The 20710-nt window shown below is 72.5% G+C and carries 21 protein-coding genes and 1 tRNA gene; 5 read left to right on the plus strand and 17 right to left on the minus strand.

Features of this window, described 5'->3' with window-relative positions; translation table 11 throughout:
• Positions 1-42: 42 nt before the first annotated feature.
• The 4 genes from IE308_RS34040 to IE308_RS34055 all read right to left on the minus strand — a co-directional run bounded on the left by IE308_RS34040 (position 43) and on the right by IE308_RS34055 (position 5921).
• Positions 43-1638, minus strand: coding sequence for a TROVE domain-containing protein (locus IE308_RS34040; RefSeq protein ID WP_190220849.1), 1596 nt, complete (start codon positions 1636-1638; stop codon positions 43-45).
• A 377-nt stretch (positions 1639-2015) separates the two neighbouring features.
• Positions 2016-2098: transfer RNA gene (locus IE308_RS34045), tRNA-Met, on the minus strand.
• 58 nt (positions 2099-2156) lie between these two features.
• Entirely contained in the window at positions 2157-3602 is a 1446-nt protein-coding gene (locus IE308_RS34050) for an alkaline phosphatase PhoX (protein ID WP_190220850.1), read from the minus strand.
• Between the two features lie 852 nt (positions 3603-4454).
• Positions 4455-5921, minus strand: a complete 1467-nt coding sequence (locus IE308_RS34055; protein WP_190220851.1) for a hypothetical protein — start codon at positions 5919-5921, stop codon at positions 4455-4457.
• 299 nt (positions 5922-6220) lie between these two features.
• Between IE308_RS34055 and IE308_RS34060 the strand changes: the two genes are divergently transcribed.
• The gene (locus IE308_RS34060; protein ID WP_190220852.1) at positions 6221-8050 is read left to right on the plus strand and encodes a DUF8508 domain-containing protein; all 1830 of its coding nucleotides are present in this window, start codon (positions 6221-6223) and stop codon (positions 8048-8050) included.
• 88 nt (positions 8051-8138) lie between these two features.
• Here the strand turns inward: IE308_RS34060 and IE308_RS34065 are convergent, their stop codons facing one another.
• Genes IE308_RS34065 through IE308_RS34080 form a run of 4 tightly spaced genes read right to left on the minus strand, consistent with a single transcriptional unit; the run spans position 8139 to position 10138 of the window.
• Positions 8139-8705: a DUF3618 domain-containing protein gene (locus IE308_RS34065; protein WP_190220853.1), complete on the minus strand. Its 567-nt coding sequence runs from the start codon at positions 8703-8705 to the stop codon at positions 8139-8141.
• Positions 8702-9211, minus strand: a complete 510-nt coding sequence (locus IE308_RS34070; protein WP_229909338.1) for a phage holin family protein — start codon at positions 9209-9211, stop codon at positions 8702-8704. The genes IE308_RS34065 and IE308_RS34070 overlap by 4 nt, the downstream gene beginning before the upstream one ends.
• A 52-nt stretch (positions 9212-9263) precedes the next feature.
• A complete protein-coding gene (locus IE308_RS34075) occupies positions 9264-9974 on the minus strand; it encodes a hypothetical protein (RefSeq protein ID WP_190220854.1) in 711 nt (236 codons plus the stop codon).
• Positions 9971-10138 carry a hypothetical protein gene (locus tag IE308_RS34080; protein WP_162655395.1) on the minus strand — a complete coding sequence of 56 codons (168 nt, stop codon included), beginning with the start codon at positions 10136-10138 and terminating at the stop codon, positions 9971-9973. The genes IE308_RS34075 and IE308_RS34080 overlap by 4 nt, the downstream gene beginning before the upstream one ends.
• Before the next feature lie 160 nt (positions 10139-10298).
• On the opposite strand from IE308_RS34080, the gene dapA reads away from it, so the two are divergent.
• The 3 genes from dapA (at position 10299) to IE308_RS34095 (ending at position 12409) form a co-directional block, all read left to right on the plus strand.
• Positions 10299-11198 (plus strand): 4-hydroxy-tetrahydrodipicolinate synthase, encoded by a 900-nt coding sequence (dapA, locus tag IE308_RS34085; protein WP_190220855.1) that lies wholly within the window; start codon positions 10299-10301, stop codon positions 11196-11198.
• Entirely contained in the window at positions 11195-11701 is a 507-nt protein-coding gene (locus tag IE308_RS34090) for an HAD domain-containing protein (protein ID WP_190220856.1), read from the plus strand. Before dapA ends, IE308_RS34090 begins: the two co-directional genes overlap by 4 nt.
• Before the next feature lie 189 nt (positions 11702-11890).
• Complete coding sequence (locus tag IE308_RS34095) at positions 11891-12409, plus strand: ricin-type beta-trefoil lectin domain protein (RefSeq protein WP_190220857.1); 519 nt, start codon at positions 11891-11893, stop codon at positions 12407-12409.
• A 169-nt stretch (positions 12410-12578) separates the two neighbouring features.
• Here the strand turns inward: IE308_RS34095 and dapD are convergent, their stop codons facing one another.
• Complete coding sequence (gene dapD, locus IE308_RS34100) at positions 12579-13568, minus strand: 2,3,4,5-tetrahydropyridine-2,6-dicarboxylate N-succinyltransferase (RefSeq protein WP_110627339.1); 990 nt, start codon at positions 13566-13568, stop codon at positions 12579-12581.
• Positions 13569-13656: 88 nt separating this feature from the next.
• Complete coding sequence (locus IE308_RS34105) at positions 13657-14988, minus strand: MFS transporter (RefSeq protein ID WP_190220858.1); 1332 nt, start codon at positions 14986-14988, stop codon at positions 13657-13659.
• A 94-nt stretch (positions 14989-15082) separates the two neighbouring features.
• Between IE308_RS34105 and IE308_RS34110 the strand changes: the two genes are divergently transcribed.
• Positions 15083-15967, plus strand: coding sequence for a winged helix-turn-helix transcriptional regulator (locus tag IE308_RS34110; protein ID WP_110627341.1), 885 nt, complete (start codon positions 15083-15085; stop codon positions 15965-15967).
• Here IE308_RS34110 and IE308_RS34115 read toward each other — a convergent pair.
• From IE308_RS34115 to sufD, 7 genes are all read right to left on the minus strand, one after another.
• On the minus strand, positions 15945-16265 hold the full coding sequence (locus IE308_RS34115) for a DMT family transporter (protein ID WP_110627342.1): 321 nt from the start codon (positions 16263-16265) through the stop codon (positions 15945-15947). The genes IE308_RS34110 and IE308_RS34115 overlap by 23 nt on opposite strands.
• 91 nt (positions 16266-16356) lie before the next feature.
• Positions 16357-16689: a metal-sulfur cluster assembly factor gene (locus IE308_RS34120; protein ID WP_110627343.1), complete on the minus strand. Its 333-nt coding sequence runs from the start codon at positions 16687-16689 to the stop codon at positions 16357-16359.
• Positions 16686-17153 carry a Fe-S cluster assembly sulfur transfer protein SufU gene (gene sufU, locus IE308_RS34125; protein ID WP_110627344.1) on the minus strand — a complete coding sequence of 156 codons (468 nt, stop codon included), beginning with the start codon at positions 17151-17153 and terminating at the stop codon, positions 16686-16688. Before sufU ends, IE308_RS34120 begins: the two co-directional genes overlap by 4 nt.
• Positions 17154-17171: 18 nt before the next feature.
• Entirely contained in the window at positions 17172-18428 is a 1257-nt protein-coding gene (locus IE308_RS34130) for a cysteine desulfurase (RefSeq protein ID WP_110627345.1), read from the minus strand.
• The gene (gene sufC, locus IE308_RS34135; RefSeq protein WP_110627346.1) at positions 18425-19189 is read right to left on the minus strand and encodes a Fe-S cluster assembly ATPase SufC; all 765 of its coding nucleotides are present in this window, start codon (positions 19187-19189) and stop codon (positions 18425-18427) included. The genes IE308_RS34130 and sufC overlap by 4 nt, the downstream gene beginning before the upstream one ends.
• Before the next feature lie 7 nt (positions 19190-19196).
• Entirely contained in the window at positions 19197-19514 is a 318-nt protein-coding gene (locus IE308_RS34140; RefSeq protein WP_110627347.1) for a non-heme iron oxygenase ferredoxin subunit, read from the minus strand.
• A complete protein-coding gene (gene sufD / locus IE308_RS34145) occupies positions 19511-20695 on the minus strand; it encodes a Fe-S cluster assembly protein SufD (RefSeq protein ID WP_110627348.1) in 1185 nt (394 codons plus the stop codon). The genes IE308_RS34140 and sufD overlap by 4 nt, the downstream gene beginning before the upstream one ends.
• Positions 20696-20710: the final 15 nt, after the last annotated feature.

The raw sequence follows: 20710 nt of genomic DNA on the forward strand, positions 1-20710 counted from the left end.
CCCCGGCAACCGGCACCGGCACCGGCAATACAGGCATTCCGCCTAGGCGGCCACGTCCCGCTGCCACGGCCAGGCGGCGTCCCGGCCCGCCTCCAGCAGCGGGACCATGCGGAACGCGGCGTCCGTGAGGCCCGCGAAGACGTGCCGGTTGCCGGTGCCGGACGGGCCGTGGCCGGCCCGGTAGCCGGCCAGGTTCCAGGTGTAGACCGGGATGTGCGCCGGGACCTGCTCGGTCGGGTCGCCGTACCCGCTGGGGGCGTACTGCTCGTCGGTGACGATCAGCACCCGGTCGTGCCGCCGGTAGTGGCGCCGTACCGCCGCGACGGTGTCGGTGCCGCCCAGGTCGCCGAAGCGGCCGAGGACCTTCAGCACCGACTCGCCCTTGCGGAACGGCACCGCGTTGCTCGACGTGCCGAACTCCACCAGGTCCGCGTGCTCGGCCCGCAGCGCGAGCGCCGCGCCGAAGACCGCCGCCGCGTCCGCCCGGGTCAGCTCGGACCGGTCGGACAGACGGGAGTAGAACATCGAGCCTGACCGGTCGACCAGCACCAGGGTGCGGCCGGTCAGCGCGGGCACGCTGGCCAGCGAGTGGCGCAGCGCCTGCTCCAGCGGGTACGCCCAGCGCAGCGACGGGGCGTGCTGGTAGGCGGCGAGGTAGCGGAAGGGGAACTGCCGCGAGCGCGCCACCTCGGCCGGGTCGCTGATCCGCGCCGCGACCCGGGCCGCGACCTCGTCGGAGACGCCGGCCTCGTCGAAGTTGCGCAGGTTGCGCACCAGCGCCATCGCGCCCATGGACGGGATCACGGCCTCCCAGGCCGCCTTGTCCATCGGGCCCTGCAGCCAGCCCGCCAGCGCCTCCCACGTCATCCCGGCCTCGGCGAGCCGCTCGGCGCCGCCGGCCGACGTCACCACCGCCCGCCGCTCGGCGACGGGCAGCGCCATCAGCGCGCGGTGCGCGGTCAGGACGCGGTCCGAGGCGGGCGGCAGGGCCGTCTCCGGGTGGTGGCGGCGGTCCAGCGCGTACTGGAACAGCTCGCCCTGCCACGGCTTGTCCGGGTCGGGCGCCGCGTGCACCAGGTTGAGGATGTCGCCGAAACGGTAGCCCTTGGAGGCGGTGTCGTACTTCAGCAGCGCCTTGCCGGTGTACAGCCGGCGCACGGCGTCGGCGATGCCCCGCTTGACCGGCTTGGGCACGGCCCGGCCGTACGTCGCCGTCCAGTAGGCCAGCAGCTCGCCGGGCTCGTCCGGGCGCCGCAGCACGGAGGCGACGACCTGCCGGTTGGCCGGGCCGTCGGTGGCGCCGGCGTCGAGACGCGCCTTGACGTACTCGGCGGCGCCCACGACGGCGGCGGTACGGATGTTGCCCTCGCCGCGCAGCCAGCCGAGCAGGCCGGCCGTCCAGGACGGGTCGGCGACGGCCAGCTCGCGCACGAGCCGCACGAACCGCTCGTCGCGGGCGGTGCCGGACTCGTAGAAGGTCTTCTGGGAGACGAGGTGGGAGACGGCGAGCAGGAACAGCTCGGAGCGCGGGTCCCGCTCCCGGCCGCGGCCGCCCTCGTGGGTGCGCAGCACCCGGCCCGTCGTGGTGACGGGCGAGGCGGGCTGCGCCTTGGCGGTCCGCGTGTTGAAGCGTGCCATGGTGAATTCCCCCGAATTCATTGGTGGTTCGGAGGAGGCGCGGCGGATGGAGGGGGCCCGAGGTCAGAGGCGGCGACGGTCACATATCCTGGCGCGTCTTCCACTTCCGCCACATCGGCCCAGGGCCGACGACGGGGCTCGAACCCGCACGGTCGCACACGGCGCCCACCAGATCCGGAAGTATCCGTTGCCTGCGCACCGGGCACCCACCATGAGCCGCGCCTCCCGAGATCTGAGTCGGCTGCGGTACGGATTCGATCACAACGAAGTAACCGCTGCCTGCGCACCGGGAGGTGCGTGAAGCTCTGCGTGTCCAGAGATCGAGGGCGGCTGAACCGACGTGTGGTGCTCTGCCTCTGAGCTACACCGGCCTGTCGTGCCGGCGGCGGGATTCGAACCCGCGGCCTCCCCGTTATGAGCGGAAGTAGGTCCTGCCTGTCGCACCTGGACGTACGTCAGCTTAGGTGGGGGCCGCGGGTTCGGGCGAGCGAATTAACGAGCGGGGATCACACGGGGGTTCAGCCGCGCTTCTGCCGCTTCCACGGGCCGGTGATGGCGAGCATGATGCCGGGCGTCTGGATGTTGGCGTACAGGGTCCTGCCGTCGGGCGAGAAGGTGACGCCGGTGAACTCGCTGTACTCCGGCTCCTCGGCGGTGCCGATGTTCAGCTCGTTGCGGGCGATGGGGTAGGTACGGCCGCTGTCGGTCGCGCCGAACAGGTGCTGTACGCCCTCGCCGTCCTCGGCGATGACGAGGCCGCCGTAGGGGGAGACGGTGATGTTGTCGGGGCCGTCGAAGGCGCCGTCCCGCGCCGGGTCGGGGTTCACCCCGAGCAGCACCTTCAGGGTGAGGGTGCGGCGCTTGGGGTCGTAGAACCAGACCTGGCCGTCGTGCTGGACAGGGCTCTCCTCGCGGGCGAAGGAGGAGACGACGTAGACGCCGCCGTCGCCCCACCACATGCCCTCCAGCTTGCGGGCGCGGGTGATCCGGCCTGTGGTGAACTGCTTGCGGACCGGGACGGTCTTCGCGTCGCGGTCGGGGACGTCGATCCAGTCCACGCCGTACACCGTGCCGGTCTTCGTGGCGCGGGAGAGGTCGTCGACGAACTGACCGCCGGAGTCGAAGCACTTGAACGCCTGCAGCGTGCCGGCGTCGTCGGCGAGGGTGCGCAGCCGGCCGCGGCCGTGCTCGAAGCCGGCCGGCGGGGTCCAGCGGTAGAGCAGGCCGTTGGGGCCGGAGGCGTCCTCGGTGAGGTACGCGTGACCGCGCCTGGGGTCGATCACCACGGCCTCGTGGGCGTAGCGCCCGAACGCCTTGATGGGCTTGGGGTCGCGGTTGGCGCGGCGGTCGGCGGGGTCGACCTCGAAGACGTATCCGTGGTCCTTGGTCATGCCGTTCTGGCCGGCCTTGTCCTCGGTCTCCTCGCAGGTCAGCCAGGTGCCCCAGGGGGTCGAACCGCCCGCGCAGTTGGTGGAGGTGCCGGCGATGCCGACCCACTCGGCGACGTGGCCGTGGCGGACCTCGACGACCGTGCAGCCACCGGAGGCGGCGGGGTCGTAGACGAGGCCGTCGGTGAGCGGGACGGGGTACTTCCAGTTGGCGCGCGGGCCCTTCAGCTCATGGTTGTTGACGAGGAGGGTCGCGCCGCGCGGACCGGTGAAGGTGGCGGTGCCGTCGTGGTTGGAGGGGGTGAACTCGCCCGACTCCAGCCTGGTCTTGCCGCTGTGGGTGACGACGCGGTAGGAGAAGCCGGCGGGCAGCGCGAGGATGCCGTTCGGGTCGGGCAGGAGCGGGCCGTAGCCGGCCGAGTGCCGCGCGTCCGCCGAGGCGTCGCCCTCGGTCTCGGTGTCGTAGGACGCCAGGGCGTTCGGCGCGGTGGCGAGCGCGCCGACGCTGCCGGCCAGGGCGACCCCGGCACCGGTGATCGCGGACTTTCGGGTGAAGTCCCTGCGGGTGAGCGACATGGTGTCTCCTGTGACAGTGGTGTGCCGTGGAGGGTGGCGGACCTCGGATGCGGCCACACCGTCGCGCCCGCCGCTGAACGGCGGTTGAACAGAGGGGGACGGCAGCGGGACCTGGCGCGTGAATCCCGTCGGCGTGGGGTTCCGGCCGGTGTGCGGGGCGCCCGGCGGCCGCTGCGTACGGCCGTGGGGGCAACCGCCGCACAGGCCGGGGACGGCCCGCTGCATACGCGCCGGGGATGGCCGCAGCGCACGGCCGGACGGCCGCCACACGCGGCCCGGGGACGGCCAGCGCACGCGACCCGGGGACGGCCGCCGGGGAGGGCCGCCGAACGCGGCCGGGGGCGGTCGGCGTGCACGGGCCGGGGATGGCCGGCGCACACGGACAGGGGGCGGCCGCCGCACACGGACAGGGGGTGGCCGGCGCGCACGAGCCGAGGGCCGCTGCCGCGCAGGGCCCCGGGGTGCCTGCCGCGTGCGGCCCAGGGGAAAGCGGCTGCTGTGTACGCCCCCCGGGGAGCGGCCGCTAACGGCCCCGGGGGGCCGGCCGCTGCACCCGGGCCGGGGTTGGCCGCCGCACGCGGCCGGGGGGTTGGCCGGCGCACAAGGGCCGAGGGCGGCTGCCGCGCAGGGCCCGGGGATGGCTGCCGTGTGCCACCAGGGTGTACCGCCGCGCGCGGCTCAGGTGAAAGCGGCCCCTGTGTACGGCCACGGGGAGGGGCCGCTGAACGGCCCCGGGGGCCGGGCGCTGCACACGGCCCCAGGATGGCCGCCGCACGCGGCCCGGGTGGAGCGGCCGCCGCGTGCGATCCGGCGGCCGCGGGGGGCGGCCGTCGCATACAGCCCCGGCGGGCCTCAGCCGCCCTGTGCCGACCGTGCCTTGAACGCCGCCTTGCGGGCCTCCTTGGCCACCTTCTTGTCCGGGTGGAGGCGGCCCATCGCCTCCAGGACGTCGGCGGTGGCGGGGTGTTCGACGCGCCAGGCCGCGGCGAAGAAGCCGTCGTGCTGGGCGGCGAGACCCTCGACGAGGGCCTGCAGCTCCTCCGAGTTGCCCTCGGCGGCCAACTGTGCGGCGACCGTGTCGATGGTGAGCCAGAAGATCATCGCCTCCGAGGGCGCGGGCACGTCCGCCGCGCCGTGCTCGGTGAGCCAGACCCGGGCCAGCCCGCCGAGTTCCGCGTCGCCCAGGACCTCGCGCAGCGCGGGCTCGGCGGCGCGGCCGACCAGGGACAGCGCCTCCTGGCAGCGCAGCCGGCGCAGCGGCGCACCGGGGTCGCTGCCGCGCGCGGCGGCCAGCAACTCCCGTGCGGCGGTGAGGGGTTCGCGACGGGACAGCCACTGCTCGGTCTCCGCGCGCACAGCCCGGGGCCCGTACGCGGCGGTGCCGTCGAGCAGCGCGTCGGCGCCCTTGTCGGCGAGGTCGCCCACGGCGGGCGCGTCGAAGCCGGCCTCCAGCAGCCGAGCGCGCAGCCCGTACAGGCCGAGCGGGGTGAGCCGGACCATGCCGTAGCGGGAGACGTCGGTGTCGTCGACGGGGCCGGCGGGCCCGGCGTTACCCGGGTCGGCGGCGTCGGCGTCGTCGTCCGCGTCGGCCATCAGGGCTTCGTCCACGGGCTGGTACGCGACCAGGCCGACCGGCTCCAGCAGCCGGAACTGGTCGTCGAGGCGCATCATCGCGTCGGAGACCTGCTCCAGCATGTCGTTGCTGGGCTCGGCCATGTCCCCGGGGACGATCATGGAGGCGGCGAGCGCCGGGAGCGGCACGGGCCCTTCGCCGGGGCCGTCCTCGCTGACGGAGAGCAGGTAGAGGTTGCCGAGCACGCCGTCCAGGAACTCGGCCTCGGCCTCGGGGTCCCAGTCCAGCTGCGAGAAGTCGATCTCGCCGCCGCCGTTCTCCAGGTCCATGGCGTCGACCAGGTCGTCCAGGTCGGGCACGCCGGCGTCGGCGAGGACCGTCTCCAGGGCGCCCAGCCAGATGCCGAGCACGTCGTGCGGGGAGCCGCCGGTGAGCAGGGCGAGGTCCTCGCCCGCGGCGACGGTGCCGGACTCCTCGTCGGTGATCTCGACCAGGCCGGTGTCGACGGCGATCCGCCAGGCCTCGCTGGCGTAGGCGGCGGCGTCGTCGCCGGTGAGCCCGAGGACCTCGGCCGCGGCGGGCAGGTGCTCCTCGACGAGCCCGCCGCCGGCGTCGACACGGGTCTCGGGCCCCGCCCAGCGGGCCAGCCGCGCGGCCCGGGAGAGCAGCGGCGTGGACAGGGCGGCCCGCGCCAGCTCCGCTTCGTCGGTCAGCCGCACGGGCGGCAGGGGGGAGCTGTCTGACATGGGCTCGTTCTCCTCGGACGGTCGTACCACTCAGCCGCTCAGCCTAGACGGATTTCCACCCATGCCGCCCGGTTCATCTCCCCGTCGGCCGCCGTACATGGCCGAAACCTTGACAACTGACCGGGGCAGGCTGGAGATTGACGCGCGTAGAAGTCGGGGGACAACTGTTCACTGTTTTCTACGCGCGTCCAGTGCGCGACGGCCGTCCGAGCGGGCGGCGACCGCGCGCCAGGCGCGCTTTCCTCTGCACGACGCACCACCCTCGTCCCGGCGCCCCGTCACGTCCCCGGAGGGATCCCTTGCCGAGCAAGTCGTCCGCGCGTCTCGCCGCGCTCACCGTCGCCGCCGTCTGTTCCGCGGCGTCCACCGTCGTCCTCACCTCCCCCGCGCACGCCGCCTCGGTGCGCGTCCACGACATCCAGGGCACGACCCGGATATCGCCGTACGCCGGCCAGAAGGTCGCGGACGTGGCCGGAATCGTCACCGGCATCCGCACCTACGGCTCCTCCAAGGGCTTCTGGATCCAGGACCCGGACCCGGACGACAACGCGGCGACCAGTGAGGGCGTGTTCGTCTTCACCAGCTCCACCCCGAAGGGCGTGGCCGTCGGCGACGCGGTGAAGGTGTCCGGCACGGTCTCGGAGTACGTCCCGGGCGGCACCTCCTCCGGGAACCAGTCGGTCACCGAGATCACCAAGCCGGTGATCACGGTCGTCTCCAGCGGCAACGCCGTGCCCGCCCCGGTGGTCGTCGACGCGGACTCCGTGCCGGACGCGTACGCGCCGGCCGGGGACAGCGCCGTGAACAACTCGGTCAACGGCCTGACGCTGCGGCCGACGGCGTACGCGCTGGACTACTGGGAGTCCCTGGAGGGCATGAACGTCCAGGTCGCCGACGTGCGCGTGGTCGGCGCCTCCGACCCGTACACCGAGCTGTGGGTGACGGTGAAGCCGGACGAGCACCGCGCCGAGCGCGGCGGCACGGTCTACGGCTCCTACGACGCGCAGAACACCGGCCGTCTGCAGATCCAGTCGCTGGGCAGGACCGCCGACTTCCCCGTCGCCAACGTCGGCGACACCCTGGCCGGCACCACCGCCGGCCCGCTGGACTACAACCAGTTCGGCGGCTACACCCTCGTCGCGAACAGCATCGGCGCGCTGGAGAGCGCGGGGCTGGAGCGCGAGACGACCGAGAAGCAGAGGAACGGCGAGCTGGCGGTCGCCACGTACAACGTCGAGAACCTCGACCCGTCCGACGGCACCTTCGCCGCGCACGCCGCCGCGATCGTGCACAACCTCCAGTCCCCGGACATCGTGTCCCTGGAGGAGATCCAGGACAACAACGGCGCCACGGACGACGGCACGACGGCCGCCGACGTGACGGTGACCAAGCTGATCGACGCGATCGTCGCGGCGGGCGGCCCGCGCTACGACTGGCGTTCCGTCGACCCGGCGAACGACACCGACGGCGGCGAGCCCGGCGGCAACATCCGCCAGGTGTTCCTGTTCAACCCGCAGCGGGTGTCCTTCACCGACCGCCCCGGCGGCGACGCCACGACCGCCGTCGGCGTGACCCGGGCGTACGGCAAGGCGCGGCTGACGGTGTCCCCGGGCCGTATCGACCCGGCGAACGAGGCGTGGAAGTCCAGCCGCAAGCCGCTGGTCGGCGAGTTCGTCTTCCGCGGCCGTACGGTCTTCGTGATCGCCAACCACTTCAACTCCAAGGGCGGCGACCAGGGCCTGACGGCGCAGTACCAGCCGCCGGTGCGCAGCTCGGAGGTGCAGCGCCACCAGCAGGCGGCCCTGGTGAACGCGTTCGTCAAGGACATCCTCGACGTCCAGAAGAACGCGGACGTCATCGCGCTCGGCGACATCAACGACTTCGAGTTCTCCGGCACCGCGCAGATCCTGGAGCGGGACGGGGCGCTGTGGTCGGCCGTCAAGTCGCTGCCGGAGAGCGAGCGTTACTCGTACGTCTACCAGGGCAACGCCCAGGTGCTCGACCAGATCCTGATCAGCCCGGCGATCCGGCGCGGCTGTGACTTCGAGTACGACAGCGTGCACCTGAACGCGGAGTTCCACGACCAGATCAGCGACCACGACCCGCAGGTGCTGCGGTTCCACCCGTAGCCGAGCCTGTGTGACGCCCGGCGGCCCGGCCCGGATGCTCCGGACCGGGCCGCCGGCCCACGGTCTGCCGCGGGTGGCCCTGCTTCGGTTACTTCGGGTGGCGCAGGATCCGCCACGAGCCGTACGCGACCACTCCGGCGGCGCAGAACAGCAGCAGCCCCGGGTGGCGCCGGCCGGTGCGCACGGCCGTCCGCACCGGCCACGGGGCCTGGTGCTCGACAGCGTGGCCCGTCTCCAGGGCCTTGTCGCGCGTGGTGTGCCGGGCCCGCGAGGCCCGGTCCTGCAGCTCATGGCCGGCGCGGGAGGCCCTGTCCTGCAGCTCGTGACCCGCGCGGGAGGCGCGGTGCTGCACGGTGTGCCCGGCCTTGGCGGCGCGTTCCTGCACGGTGTGCCCGGCCTTGGTGGCCCGGCCCTGCACGGTGTGGCCGGCCTGGGCGGCGGTGCTGCGCAGTTGCACGGTCAGCGCACCGGCCTTGTCGCGCAGGTCGGCGGCGCGGGCCTTGGCGCGGCCCCGCACATCCGCCTTGGCGGCCAACTCCTCGACCGTGGAGCCGAGTTCCCTGCGGGTCTCGGCGATCTGCCGGCGCAGCTCGTCGGGCCCCTTGGCCCCCCGGGGGCCGCTCTTTCCGGGCTGGTCGCCCGTCGCATCCGTCATCGGTGCACCCTTTCCCTGATCTCCTCCACATCGGCCCTGACGCTGTCGATCGCCTGCGACGGGGCGGGCGGCGTGGCGCGGCGCAGCTGCGCGCGGCCGGCCATGCCCAGCAGGGCGGCAATCACGAAGAGCACCGCCGTGACGATGAGCGCCGAGGCCCACACGGACAGCACCAGGGAGAGCGCGGCGGTGGCCGTGCCGGCCAGGAAGAGCAGCCCGGCGTAGCCGAACGCGCCCGCGGCGCCGAGCAGCCCGCCGCCGCGGCCGGCCCGCCGGCCCTTCTCGGCCAGCTCCTCCTTGGCGAGGGCCACTTCCTGCCGTACGAGCCTGGAGAGCTGTTCGCTGGCCCGGCCGACGAGTGCGCCGACGGATTCCTGCCGGGCCCGCGACCCGGTCCCGGCGGGTGTGACGTAGTGCTGGGTCGCCGGCCCGGTGCGGGCGGGCGACACGTGCTGCCGCGTGGCCGGCCCCGTCCGGGCGGGCCTGACGTCGATGGTCCCGGTCACGGTGTTCCGCCTCCTCTCGGTCCGGAACGCCGGGTACCCTGCCCCGCCGCCGCTACCCGCGGGCCGGTCCGTCCCCGCCGGGCTCGCCGAGCCGGGCCAGCTGGGACTGGAACCAGTCGAGCCGGGCCTGGAGGAGAGCCGCCTCGGCGACCAGCTCGGGAACGGTCAGCTCAGGAAGGCCCGGCCGGGCGGGGTCGGCGCCGACGGGTGGCCGGACATCCGGGGCACCCTCACCCCCCACGACCCGCAGCCCCTCCCCCGCCAGCCGGGCGAACGCGGCGAGCGAGACGGTCGTACGGCCGTGCGCGCAGCCCGGGCAGACCGGGGCGAGGGCGCGCCAGCCGGGACGTCCCCAGCCCGCGTCGGCCAGGCCGGCGGCCGGCGTCCCGCAGGTGCAGGGGCCGACGGTGGCCGTGCGCACCCGCTGCCGGGCGTAGCGGAAGCCACGCTCGAAGCGGATGTAGGCGCCCAGCACGGTGACCTCCAGCAGGAGGGCAGAGCGGTGCTCGGCGGTGCAGAGCAGCGCCTCGGCGGCCGTACGGTCGTGCACGCAGTGGAAGCCGCAGTCGCAGCGGCGGTGCGGCGGCCGGTGGCGCAGGCCGTACGCGCAGGACGCGTCGGCCAGAACGCCGTACGGGAGCGCGCCGCCGAGCGACACGCCGGTGAAGGCGGCACGGGTGCCGTCCTGCGACAGCACCGCGTGGGCGATCTTGTAGCCGGTCGGCGGCTCCGTCGGGCGTTCCTCCGGAAGCCGCAGCCTCATCGGGCGGCCGGCACCTCTTCGGGCGCGGGGGCCGAGGGCTCCTGGATCTCGTCGACGTCGACCGGGAGGCCGACGGAGAGATCGCTCCCCCGGTCGACCGTCTGGGGCTGCTCCTCCGCGACGCCGGTGGCGAGTGCCTTGCCGAGCTTCATGACGCCTCCCATGACCGGTGGTCCATGACCCGTCCCGCCCATGGTGACCCATGAGGGGGCATCGAGGACATAGGGCCTCGGCAGACCACCTGCAATCTCGCAGCATCCCTTACAGGTATGTCGCAGAAAATTTAAGTGGAGCTACGAGACGGAGGAGACCCACACTGCTCTCATGACCTACGCACCTTCTGCCACCCCTCCCTTCGGCCGCGCGCTGTGCGCCATGATCACGCCCTTCACCGAGGAGGGCGCGCTCGACCTGGACGGCGCCCAGCGCCTCGCCGACCGGTTGGTACGGGAGGGCTGCGACGGCCTGGTGCTGTCCGGCACGACGGGCGAGTCACCGACCACGTCGGACGCCGAGAAGGCGGCGCTGGTGCGGGCGGTGCGCGAGGCGGTCGGCGACCGGGCGGCGCTGGTCGCGGGGGTGGGCACGGCCGACACCCGGCACACGGTCGAGCTGACGCTGGAGGCGGAGAAGGCGGGCGCGGACGGGGTGCTGGTCGTCACGCCGTACTACAGCAGGCCGCCGCAGGACGCCCTGGAGGCGCACTTCCGTGAGGTGGCCGACGCGTCGGGCCTGCCGGTGATGCTCTACGACATCCCCGGCCGCACCGGCACCCGCATCGAGCCGGACACGATGATCCGCCTCGCCGGGCACCCCCGGATCGTCGCGGTGAAGGACTGCTCCTACGACTTCCTGGGCACGCAGAAGGTGCTCTCCCGCACGGAGTTGGCGTACTACGCGGGCTGCGACGAGCACATCCTCGCCCTGTACGCGGTGGGCGCGGCGGGCTACGTCAGCACGGTGGCGAACGTGGCGCCGGCCCGGCTCCGCGCGATCCTCGACGCGTTCGACGCGGGCGACACGGCGACGGCTGCCCGCTTCCAGCGCCGGGCCATCCCTCTCATCGAGGCGATGATGTCCGCGGGCCTCCCGGGAACGGTGACGGCCAAGGCCCTCCTGACCCACCTCGGCCACCCGGCGGGCCCGGTCCGCCCACCCCTGCGCCCGGCGGACGAAAACACGGTGACGGCCCTGCGAAAGGCATACGACACTCTGACGGCATGACCCGCCCGCTGCTGTTCCTCGATGTCGACGGCCCCCTCAACCCGTGGGCGGCGAAGCCGGAACGCCGCCCCGAGGGCTACACGACGATCCGCGTCCCCGTGGCCTCCCGCCCCCGCCCGCTGCGCGTCTGGCTGAACCCGTCCCACGGTCCGGCCCTCCAGGCCCTCCCCTACGACCTGTGCTGGGCCACGACATGGAAGGCCGACGCCAACCGCTGGATCGCCCCCGTCCTCGGCCTCCCCGCTCTCCCGTACGTCGACTTCGGCGCCCGACTGCTGCGCGAGCGCCCGGACGGCGTCCACTGGAAGACGGAAGCCCTCGTCGAGTACGCCGCCGGGCGCCCCTTCGCCTGGGTCGACGACGAGCAGAGCCCCCTGGACGACGCATACGTCACCGACCGCCACCCCGCCCCCGCCCTCCTGCACCACGTGAACCCCCGCGTGGGCCTGCGCACGGAGGACTTCACGGCGCTGGAGCAGTTCGCGACGGGGCTGGCCGGCTGAGTGAACGCCCTCCCGTGGCAACCGGGAAGGGCGTTCAGGTGCGCCCCACCAAGCCATGCCCCCCATGGCGTGCATCGTGCAGAGATCCTGCACGCAACGCAAAGCCGCGCCAGGAGCGCGAATGTAGCGTCAGCAGTCGTCGGCCTCTGATGGGCCGGTCAACTCCACAGACTGCAGGGGGAATTCGTCATGCTCAAGATCAAGCAGGGGGTCGGCAAGGCCGCCGTCATCGCCGCCGCCGTACCTGTCCTCCTCACCGCCACCGCCGGTTCGGCGTCCGCCAGCACCGATTTCACCTGGCGGTCCCGCGCTACCGACCACTGCCTTCTCTGGACCCGCAGCAGCGACAACAGGTACTCCGTCCACAACGACTACTGGTGCACCACCACCTCCAGTCAGGGCGGCAGCTGGGACGACACTCAGAGCGGCCTGGAGAACAACGGGAGCGGAAAGTACTGGGCGCAGAAGGTCCACAACACGAACGTCTGCCTGACCTCCTACTGGCCGGGCTCGAACGGTCTCGGCCCGGTGTACCTGGAGAACTGCTCCGGTCCCGTCAACTACTACGAGCAGTGGGAGGAGCGCTGGGTCGGGAACGGCTTCAATCTGGTGAACCGGATGACCGGTCTGTGCCTGGACGGAAACGGGAGCGGGGACATGTACGCGCTGCCGTGCCAGAGCGGAAACAACTACCAGGTCTGGTACTGACCGGAGGCCGGTAGACCGCGCCGCGGGTGCTCACGCACGAGCGCCCTCCCGGGCCGTCCTCGGCCGTGGAAGGGCGCTCAGCGATGACCAACGTCGACAGCCACCGACAGCTCGGCAGCGGGTCAGGGTGTTGGCCGGTCCGGCGGCCGCAGGTCACGGCCGCCCGGGATCAGTTGTGGCTGTGCAGGATGTCGTTCAGGCCGCCCCACACCGCGTTGTTCGGCCGGGCCTCCACCGCGCCCGTGACCGAGTTGCGGCGGAAGAGGATGTTGGAGGCGCCGTTCAGCTCGCGGGCCTTGACGATCTGGCCGTCGGGCATGGTGACGCGGGTGCCCGCGGTGACGTACAGGCCCGCCTCCACCACGCACTCGTCGCCCAGCGCGATGCCGACGCCGGCCTCGGCGCCGATCAGGCAGCGCTCGCCGATGGAGATGATCACGTTGCCGCCGCCGGACAGCGTGCCCATCGTGGACGCGCCGCCGCCGATGTCCGAGCCGTCGCCGACCACGACACCCGCGGAGATCCGGCCCTCGACCATCGACGTGCCGAGCGTGCCGGCGTTGAAGTTGACGAAGCCCTCGTGCATGACCGTGGTGCCCTCGGCCAGGTGCGCGCCGAGGCGGACCCGGTCGGCGTCGGCGATGCGCACGCCCTTGGGGGCGACGTAGTCCGTCATGCGCGGGAACTTGTCGATCGAGGTCACCTGGAGGTGCAGGCCCTCGGCGCGGGCGTTGAGGCGCACCTTCTCGACGTCGTCCACGGCGACCGGGCCGAGCGAGGTCCAGGCGACGTTGGCCAGGTGGCCGAAGATGCCGTCCAGGCTCTGGCCGTGCGGCTTGACCAGGCGGTGGGAGAGCAGGTGCAGGCGCAGGTAGACGTCGTGCGCGTCGATCGGCTTCTCGTCGAGGGAGGCGATGACCGTGCGGACCGCGACCACCTCGACGCCCCGGCGGGCGTCCGGGCCGATCGCCGCGGTGGCGCCGCCGCCCAGCAGTTCGGCGGCCCGCTCGGCGCTGAGCCGCTCGGTGCCGGCCGGGCCCGGCTGCTCGACCAGCTCGGGGGCCGGGAACCAGGTGTCGAGAACGGTGCCGTCGGAGGCGATGGTGGCAAGGCCGGCGGCGACGGCGCCGGTGGTACGAGAAGCAGTCGAGTCGGTCATGAGGGCAACCTAACCGGCCGAGGGCCGCCGAGGCCAACCAGCGGCGCGGTGTCTCAGGAGGCGGGCGGGACCGAGGCCTCCGCGCAGGTCACGCCGGAGGGTTCCGGCGCGTCGCCGCGCGCAGCACGGGCGTCGCGAGCGGTTCCGCCGCCGCTCCGGCCGCCGGGTGCCACGCGGTCCGGCCGCTCTCCAGGCGTGCCCCCACCAGCACCGCGCATCCCGCCACCCCCGCGGCGGCCGTGGTGAGCGGCCACAGCAGTCCCGGCGCCGCCTGGTAGAGCGCGCCCCCGAGCGGGGCTGCCAGGACCACGCCGGTGATGGACGCGCCGGCGTACAGCGACTGGAAGCGGCCCTGCAGGTGGGCGGGGGCCCGGTCGGCGACATAGGCGGTGGCGGGGGTCTTGTACAGCAGCTCCCCCAGGGTCAGCAGCGTCATCATCGCCACCGCCACCCCGGCTCCCGGCCCGGCGAGCAGCACGCCGTACCCCGCCGCGACCAGCAGCAGGCCCGTCGCGACGACCGGCAGCGGAGCGCGCCGGCGCAGGGCGAGCGCGGCGGGCAGCTCCAGGCAGAGCAGGACCCCGCCGTTGACGGCGAGCAGGGCGCCGTAGACGCCGGTGTCCTGGCCGTGGTCGGCGAGGTAGACGGGGAAGGTCGTGTAGAGCTGGCGGTAGACGATGTCCGCGACGACGATCGCGCCGAGCAGCACCGGCACGGCGGGCCGCGCCCGCAGCGCCGCCCACAGCCCCGGCGCCGCGACCGGCCGCACGGGGCGCACGGGGTCGTGCCGTACGCCACCCTCCCGCGACGACCCGGGCCGTACCGCACCCGCCCCCGACGACGGCAGCCGCACACCCCCCACCCGTGCCGGGATCACCCGCGCCGTCCACCACGCCAGCCCCACACTGCCCAGCCCGTCCGCCACGTACAGCCAGTCGTACGACAGCCGGGTCGCGACCAGTGCGCCGAGCAGCGGGCCGGCGGTGAACCCGCCGTTGGCCGCCGCCCGCACCACCGCGAACGCCTGCCGCCGCTGCCCCTCCGGCACGATCACCGCCACCAGCGCGGCGTTCGCGGCGCGCTGCACTCCGGACGCGTACTGGGCGAGCGGCAGCGCGGCGAACAGCGCGGGCGTCGGCAGCAGGGGTACGGCGGCCAGCAGCAGGCCACCGGTGACCGCGGACGTGAGCAGGGCGCGGCGGTGTCCGAACCGGTCGCCGAAGAAGCCGCCGGTGAGGTTGCCTGCGAGCAGGCCCGCTCCCCCGGCCCCGGCCACCAGGCCCGCCTGCCCGGAGTCCAGGCCGCGCGGGCCGGTCAGATACAGGAAGAGGAAGGCGAAGGTCACGCTCACCGTCATGTTCACGAACGTGCCGCCGGCCAGCAGCCACACCGCACGCGGAACGTCCCTCAGGCCTCGCACCCGCCCACCCCCGAGTGAGTTTCTTTTGGGAACTGACTATGTCAGCATGGCAGCCTCGGGTCAACGACGACCGGGGAAGAAGAGGTGGAGGGTCATGGCCCGCAGAACCAGCCTGGAGGACTCCACCTGCGCCATCGCCCAGGCGCTGGACGTGGTCGGCGACTGGTGGACCCTGCTGATCGTGCGGGACACCGCACGCGGCGTGCACCGCTTCGACGACCTGCAGCGCGAGCTGGGCATGTCCCGCAAGGTGCTCACCGAGCGGCTGCGGCTGCTCGTCGAGGCCGGCGTCCTCGCCCGCGTCCCGTACCAGGACCGCCCGGTGCGGCACGAATACCGGCTCACCCCGCGCGGCCGCGCCCTGCTGCCGGTGCTGGTCGCGCTGCAGGACTGGGGGGACAGCTGGGTGCTGGGCGACGGCACCGCGTCGGCGACGGCGGACGAGGCGTCCACGGAGGCCCGCCGGGTGCACGACCTCGTCGGCACCCGGGTCCCGGAGCTGACCCTGCCCGACGACACCGGTGAGCCCCGCGACCCGGTCGCCGCGGACACCCCGTTCACGGTCCTGTACTGCTTCCCCGGCGCCTTCGCGCGCGCCGACGCCTATCCCCCGGGCTGGTCGCGGATTCCGGGCGCCCCGGGCTGCACCCTGGAGTCCTGCACCTACCGCGACCGCCTCGCCGACTTCACCGCCGCCGGCGCCACGGTGTACGGCGTGTCCACCCAACGCCCGGACGAGCAGCGGGCGTTCGCCGAGAAGGAGCAGCTGGGCCAGCGGCTGCTGTCCGACGCGGGCCTGGCCCTGATCACCGCGCTGCGCCTGCCGACGTTCCGCGCGGCGGCCACGACCCGCCTGAAGCGGCTGACGCTGGTGGTGGACCGGGACCGGGTCGTGCGGCACGCGCAGTACCCGGTGACGGACATCGCGGGAAGCGTGGACGCGGCGCTGGCCGCGGTCAGTGGGCGCCGCCCAGACTGAGCACGACCACGCCGACGATGATCAGCGCGATCCCGGCGGCCTTGGTCACGGTCATGCCCTCGCCCAGGAAGAGGATCCCGATGGTGGCGATCGCCGCCGTGCCGACGCCGGACCAGATGGCGTAGGCGGTGGCCACGGAGACGGTCTTCAGTGTCCGGGCCAGCAGCCAGAAGGACACCAGATAGCCGAGGAGGGTCAGCAGCGAGGGCCAGAGCCTGCTGAAGCCGTCGCTGTACTTCATCGCGGTCGTCCCGGCCACCTCGGCGGCGATGGCTCCGAACAGCAGCAGGTATCCCATGCGCACGACCGTACACAGCGAAGATCCCCTGGCACGCCGAACGGCCCCCGGCGCGATGCCGGGGGCCGTTCAGGGTGTCGTACCGGACGCCTCAGACGTTGAAGCCGAGCGCCCGCAGCTGCTCGCGGCCGTCGTCGGTGATCTTGTCGGGGCCCCACGGCGGCATCCAGACCCAGTTGATGCGCAGCTCGTTGACGAGGCCGTCCGTGGCGGACTTGGCCTGGTCCTCGATGACGTCGGTGAGCGGGCAGGCCGCGGACGTCAGGGTCATGTCGATCGTCGCGATGTTCGCGTCGTCGATGTGGATGCCGTAGATCAGGCCGAGGTTGACGACGTCGATGCCGAGCTCGGGGTCGACGACGTCGTACAGGGCCTCGCGGATCTCGTCCTCGGAGGCCGGCTTCATCTCAACGGTCTCGCTCATGCCGTCTTCCTTTCGGCGTCGGCTCCGCCCAGGGCCTGGGCCGTCGCGTCCTTCCACGCCATCCAGCTGAGGAGGGCGCACTTGACCCGGGCCGGGTACTTGGAGACGCCGGCGAACGCGACCGCGTCCTCCAGCACCTCCTCCATCGCGTCGTCGGGCTCGATCTTCCCCTTGGACTGCATCAGCTCCAGGAAGGTCTCCTGGATCTTCTGCGCGTCGGCGAGGTCCCTGCCGACCAGCAGTTCGTTCAGCACGGACGCGCTGGCCTGGCTGATGGAGCAGCCCTGGCCCTCGTACGAGACGTCCTGGATCGTGGTGCCGTCGTACTTCACGCGCAGGGTGATCTCGTCGCCGCACGTCGGGTTGACGTGGTGCACCTCGGCGTCGCCATCCCGCAAGCCCCGCCCGTGCGGGTTCTTGTAGTGGTCCAGGATGACTTCCTGGTACATCGAGTCCAGCTTCACGGTCTCAGCTCACGCCCTTCAGCCGAAGAAGTTCCGAACGTGCTCCAGCCCCTCGACCAGTGCGTCGATCTCGGCCGGCGTGGAGTACAGATAGAACGACGCTCGCGTGGTCGCAGGAATTCCGTACCGGAGGCAGACGGGACGCGCGCAGTGGTGGCCGACGCGGACCGCGATGCCCTGCTCGTCGAGGACCTGGCCCACGTCGTGCGGGTGGATGTCGCCGAGCGTGAAGGAGATCGCCGCGCCGCGGTCCTCGGCCGTGGTCGGGCCGATGATGCGCAGGTCGGGGACCTGCTGCAGACGCTGGACGGCGTACTCGGTCAGCGCGTGCTCATGGGCGAGGATCTTGTCCATGCCGATCGAGTTCAGATAGTCGATCGCCGCGCCGAGACCGACCGCCTGCGCGATCGGCGGGGTGCCCGCCTCGAACTTGTGCGGGGCGGGGGCGTAGGTGGAGGAGTGCATCGAGACGGTCTCGATCATCTCGCCGCCGCCGAGGAACGGGGGCAGGTCCTCCAGCAGCTCCTGGCGGCCCCACAGCACGCCGATGCCGGTCGGGCCGCACATCTTGTGGCCGGTGAAGGCCACGAAGTCGGCCTGCAGGGCCTGCACGTCCAGCGGCATGTGCGGCGCGGCCTGCGAGGCGTCGACGCAGACCAGGGCGCCGACCTCCTGGGCGCGGCGCACTATCGCCTCGACCGGGTTGACCGTGCCGAGGATGTTCGACACCAGCACGAAGGAGACGATCTTCGTCTTCTCCGTGATGATCTCGTCGATGTTGGAGAGGTCGAGGCGGCCGTCGTCGGTCAGCCCGAACCACTTCAGCTTCGCGCCCGTGCGCTGCGCGAGCAGCTGCCACGGCACGATGTTGGAGTGGTGCTCCATCTCCGTGATGACGATCTCGGTGTCGGAGTCCACCCGGTAGGGCTCGTCGGCCCAGCCGAGCATGTTGGCCACGAGGTTGAGCGACTCGGAGGCGTTCTTGGTGAAGATCACCTCGTCGCGGCTCGGCGCGTTGATGAAGTCCGCGACCTTGTCCCGCGCGCCCTCGTAGAGCGCCGTGGCCTCCTCGGCGAGGACGTGCACGCCGCGGTGGACGTTGGCGTTGTGCTGCTCGTAGTACTCGGCGAGTACGTCGAGGACCTGGCGCGGCGTCTGCGAGGTCGCCGCGTTGTCCAGGTACACCAGCTTCTTGCCGTCGTGGAGCACCCGGTCCAGGATCGGGAAGTCCTTACGGAGCGCCTCGGTGTCGAGGAGGCCCGGCAGCTGTGTCACGCGGATGCGCCACCCTTCACGTACGACTCGTAGCCCTCGTTCTCCAGCTTGTCCGCGAGCTCCGGACCGCCGGACTCGACGATGCGGCCGCCGGCGAACACGTGGACGTGGTCGGGCTTGATGTAGCGCAGGATGCGCGTGTAGTGCGTGATCAGCAGGGTGCCGACCTCGCCGGTCTCGCGGACGCGGTTCACGCCCTCGGAGACGATCCGCAGGGCGTCGACGTCGAGACCGGAGTCCGTCTCGTCGAGAATCGCGACCTTCGGCTTGAGCAGCTCCAGCTGGAGGATCTCGTGGCGCTTCTTCTCACCGCCGGAGAAGCCCTCGTTGACGTTGCGCTCGGCGAAGGAGGGGTCCATGTTGAGGCGCTCCATGGCCTCCTTGACCTCCTTCACCCAGGTGCGCAGCTTGGGGGCCTCACCGCGGATGGCGGTGGCGGAGGTGCGCAGGAAGTTGGAGACGGAGACGCCGGGGACCTCGACCGGGTACTGCATCGCGAGGAACAGGCCGGCGCGGGCGCGCTCGTCGACGGACATCTCCAGGACGTCCTCGCCGTCGAGGGTGACGGTGCCGCCGGTGATCGTGTACTTCGGGTGACCCGCGAGCGAGTAGGCGAGGGTCGACTTGCCGGAGCCGTTGGGGCCCATGATGGCGTGCGTCTCGCCCTGCTTCACGGTGAGGTCGACGCCCTTGAGGATCTCCTTCGTGGCGTTGTCGGCCTCGACGGTGACGTGCAGGTCTCGGATTTCAAGCGTAGCCATGGGTGCCTCAGGACTCCTGGGTGAGGGAGACGAGCACGTCGTCCCCTTCGATCTTTACGGGGTATACGGGGACGGGACGCGTCGCCGGAAGGCTGTCGGGCTTTCCGGAGCGGAGGTCGAAGCGCGAGCCGTGCAGCCAGCACTCGATGTGGCAGTCGTCGACCTCGCCCTCGGACAGCGAGACGTTCGCGTGCGAGCAGATGTCGTGGATCGCGAACACCTCGCCCTCGGTCTGCACGATGGACAGGGGCGTGCCGTCGAGTTCCACCCGCTTCGGGGTGTCCTCCTCCAGCTCGCTCAGCCCGCAGGCACGTACGAAGGTCATGCGACCGACGCCTCCAGCTCCTCCTCGATCTTGGCGAGCAGGCGCTCCTCGATGTCCGCGACGCCGATCTGCTGGACCAGTTCGGCGAAGAAGCCGCGGACGACGAGGCGGCGGGCCTCGTGCTCGGGGATACCGCGGGCCATCAGGTAGAAGAGCTGCTCGTCGTCGAAGCGGCCGGTGGCGGAGGCGTGACCGGCGCCGACGATCTCGCCGGTCTCGATCTCCAGGTTCGGCACCGAGTCGACGCGGGCGCCGTCGGTGAGGACCAGGTTGCGGTTCATCTCGTAGGTGTCGGTGCCCTCGGCCGCGGCCTCGATGAGCACGTCACCGATCCACACGGCGTGCGCCGATTCGCCCTGGAGCGCGCCCTTGTAGACGACGTTGGACTTGCAGTGCGGCACGTTGTGGTCGACGAGGAGGCGGTGCTCCTGGTGCTGGCCGGAGTCGGTGAAGTACAGGCCGAGCAGTTCGGCCTCGCCGCCGGGGCCGGCGTACCGCACGCGCGGGTGCAGGCGGACGACGTCGCCGCCGAAGGTGACGACGACCGACTTGAAGGAGGCGTCGCGGCCGACGAGGGCGTTGTGCTGGGCCACGTGCACGGCCTTGTCGTCCCAGTCCTGGACGGAGACGACGGTCAGCTTGGCGCCGTCACCGAGGAGGTACTCGACGTTGGCGGCGAGCACCGCGTCACCGGTGTGGTCGATGACCACGACGGCCTCGGCGAACGCGCCCAGCTCGATGACCTGGTGGCCGAAGCGGGTGCCGCCCTCGCCGTGCACCGCGATGCGGATCGGCTCGGTGAGGACGGTCTCCTTCGGCACGGTCACGACCGAGGCCTTCTCGAACGCGGAGTACGCCTGCGCGGCGACGCGGTCCACCGGCGTGCCGGCCTTGCCGAGCCGCGCGTCGTCGCGGCCGACGGTCTCGACGATGACGCCCTCGGGGGCCTGCACGTCGACCTTGACGCCCTCACCGGTGGCGGTGGCGGTGCCGTCGTGCAGTCCGCGCAGGCGCTCCAGCGGGGTGAACCGCCACTCCTCCTCGCGGCCGTGCGGGACGGGGAAGTCCGCGACGTCGTAGGAGGGCGGGGCGCTCATGCGGGAGACGACGGTCGACTCCGCGGCGACCGCGATCGCGCCCGCGGTGGTCGACCCCACGGGGATGTTCTGGGCCTCAGCCATGGCTGTCGTAGTGCT

Source organism: Streptomyces griseosporeus, assembly GCF_014656055.1.
GTDB lineage: Bacteria > Actinomycetota > Actinomycetes > Streptomycetales > Streptomycetaceae > Streptomyces > Streptomyces griseosporeus.

Excerpts from the sequence above, each read along its gene's own strand:
- dapD (WP_110627339.1), bottom strand. The coding sequence starts at position 13,568 with ATGACCGACTCGACTGCTTCTCGTACCACCGGCGCCGTCGCCGCCGGC.
- IE308_RS34120 (WP_110627343.1), bottom strand. The coding sequence starts at position 16,689 with ATGAGCGAGACCGTTGAGATGAAGCCGGCCTCCGAGGACGAGATCCGC.
- IE308_RS34140 (WP_110627347.1), bottom strand. The coding sequence starts at position 19,514 with ATGACCTTCGTACGTGCCTGCGGGCTGAGCGAGCTGGAGGAGGACACC.
- IE308_RS34075 (WP_190220854.1), bottom strand. The coding sequence starts at position 9,974 with ATGAGGCTGCGGCTTCCGGAGGAACGCCCGACGGAGCCGCCGACCGGC.
- IE308_RS34090 (WP_190220856.1), top strand. The coding sequence starts at position 11,195 with ATGACCCGCCCGCTGCTGTTCCTCGATGTCGACGGCCCCCTCAACCCG.
- IE308_RS34065 (WP_190220853.1), bottom strand. The coding sequence starts at position 8,705 with ATGACGGATGCGACGGGCGACCAGCCCGGAAAGAGCGGCCCCCGGGGG.
- IE308_RS34050 (WP_190220850.1), bottom strand. The coding sequence starts at position 3,602 with ATGTCGCTCACCCGCAGGGACTTCACCCGAAAGTCCGCGATCACCGGT.
- IE308_RS34040 (WP_190220849.1), bottom strand. The coding sequence starts at position 1,638 with ATGGCACGCTTCAACACGCGGACCGCCAAGGCGCAGCCCGCCTCGCCC.
- sufC (WP_110627346.1), bottom strand. The coding sequence starts at position 19,189 with ATGGCTACGCTTGAAATCCGAGACCTGCACGTCACCGTCGAGGCCGAC.
- IE308_RS34110 (WP_110627341.1), top strand. The coding sequence starts at position 15,083 with ATGGCCCGCAGAACCAGCCTGGAGGACTCCACCTGCGCCATCGCCCAG.
- IE308_RS34115 (WP_110627342.1), bottom strand. The coding sequence starts at position 16,265 with ATGGGATACCTGCTGCTGTTCGGAGCCATCGCCGCCGAGGTGGCCGGG.
- sufD (WP_110627348.1), bottom strand. The coding sequence starts at position 20,695 with ATGGCTGAGGCCCAGAACATCCCCGTGGGGTCGACCACCGCGGGCGCG.
- dapA (WP_190220855.1), top strand. The coding sequence starts at position 10,299 with ATGACCTACGCACCTTCTGCCACCCCTCCCTTCGGCCGCGCGCTGTGC.
- IE308_RS34080 (WP_162655395.1), bottom strand. The coding sequence starts at position 10,138 with ATGGGAGGCGTCATGAAGCTCGGCAAGGCACTCGCCACCGGCGTCGCG.
- IE308_RS34055 (WP_190220851.1), bottom strand. The coding sequence starts at position 5,921 with ATGTCAGACAGCTCCCCCCTGCCGCCCGTGCGGCTGACCGACGAAGCG.
- IE308_RS34095 (WP_190220857.1), top strand. The coding sequence starts at position 11,891 with ATGCTCAAGATCAAGCAGGGGGTCGGCAAGGCCGCCGTCATCGCCGCC.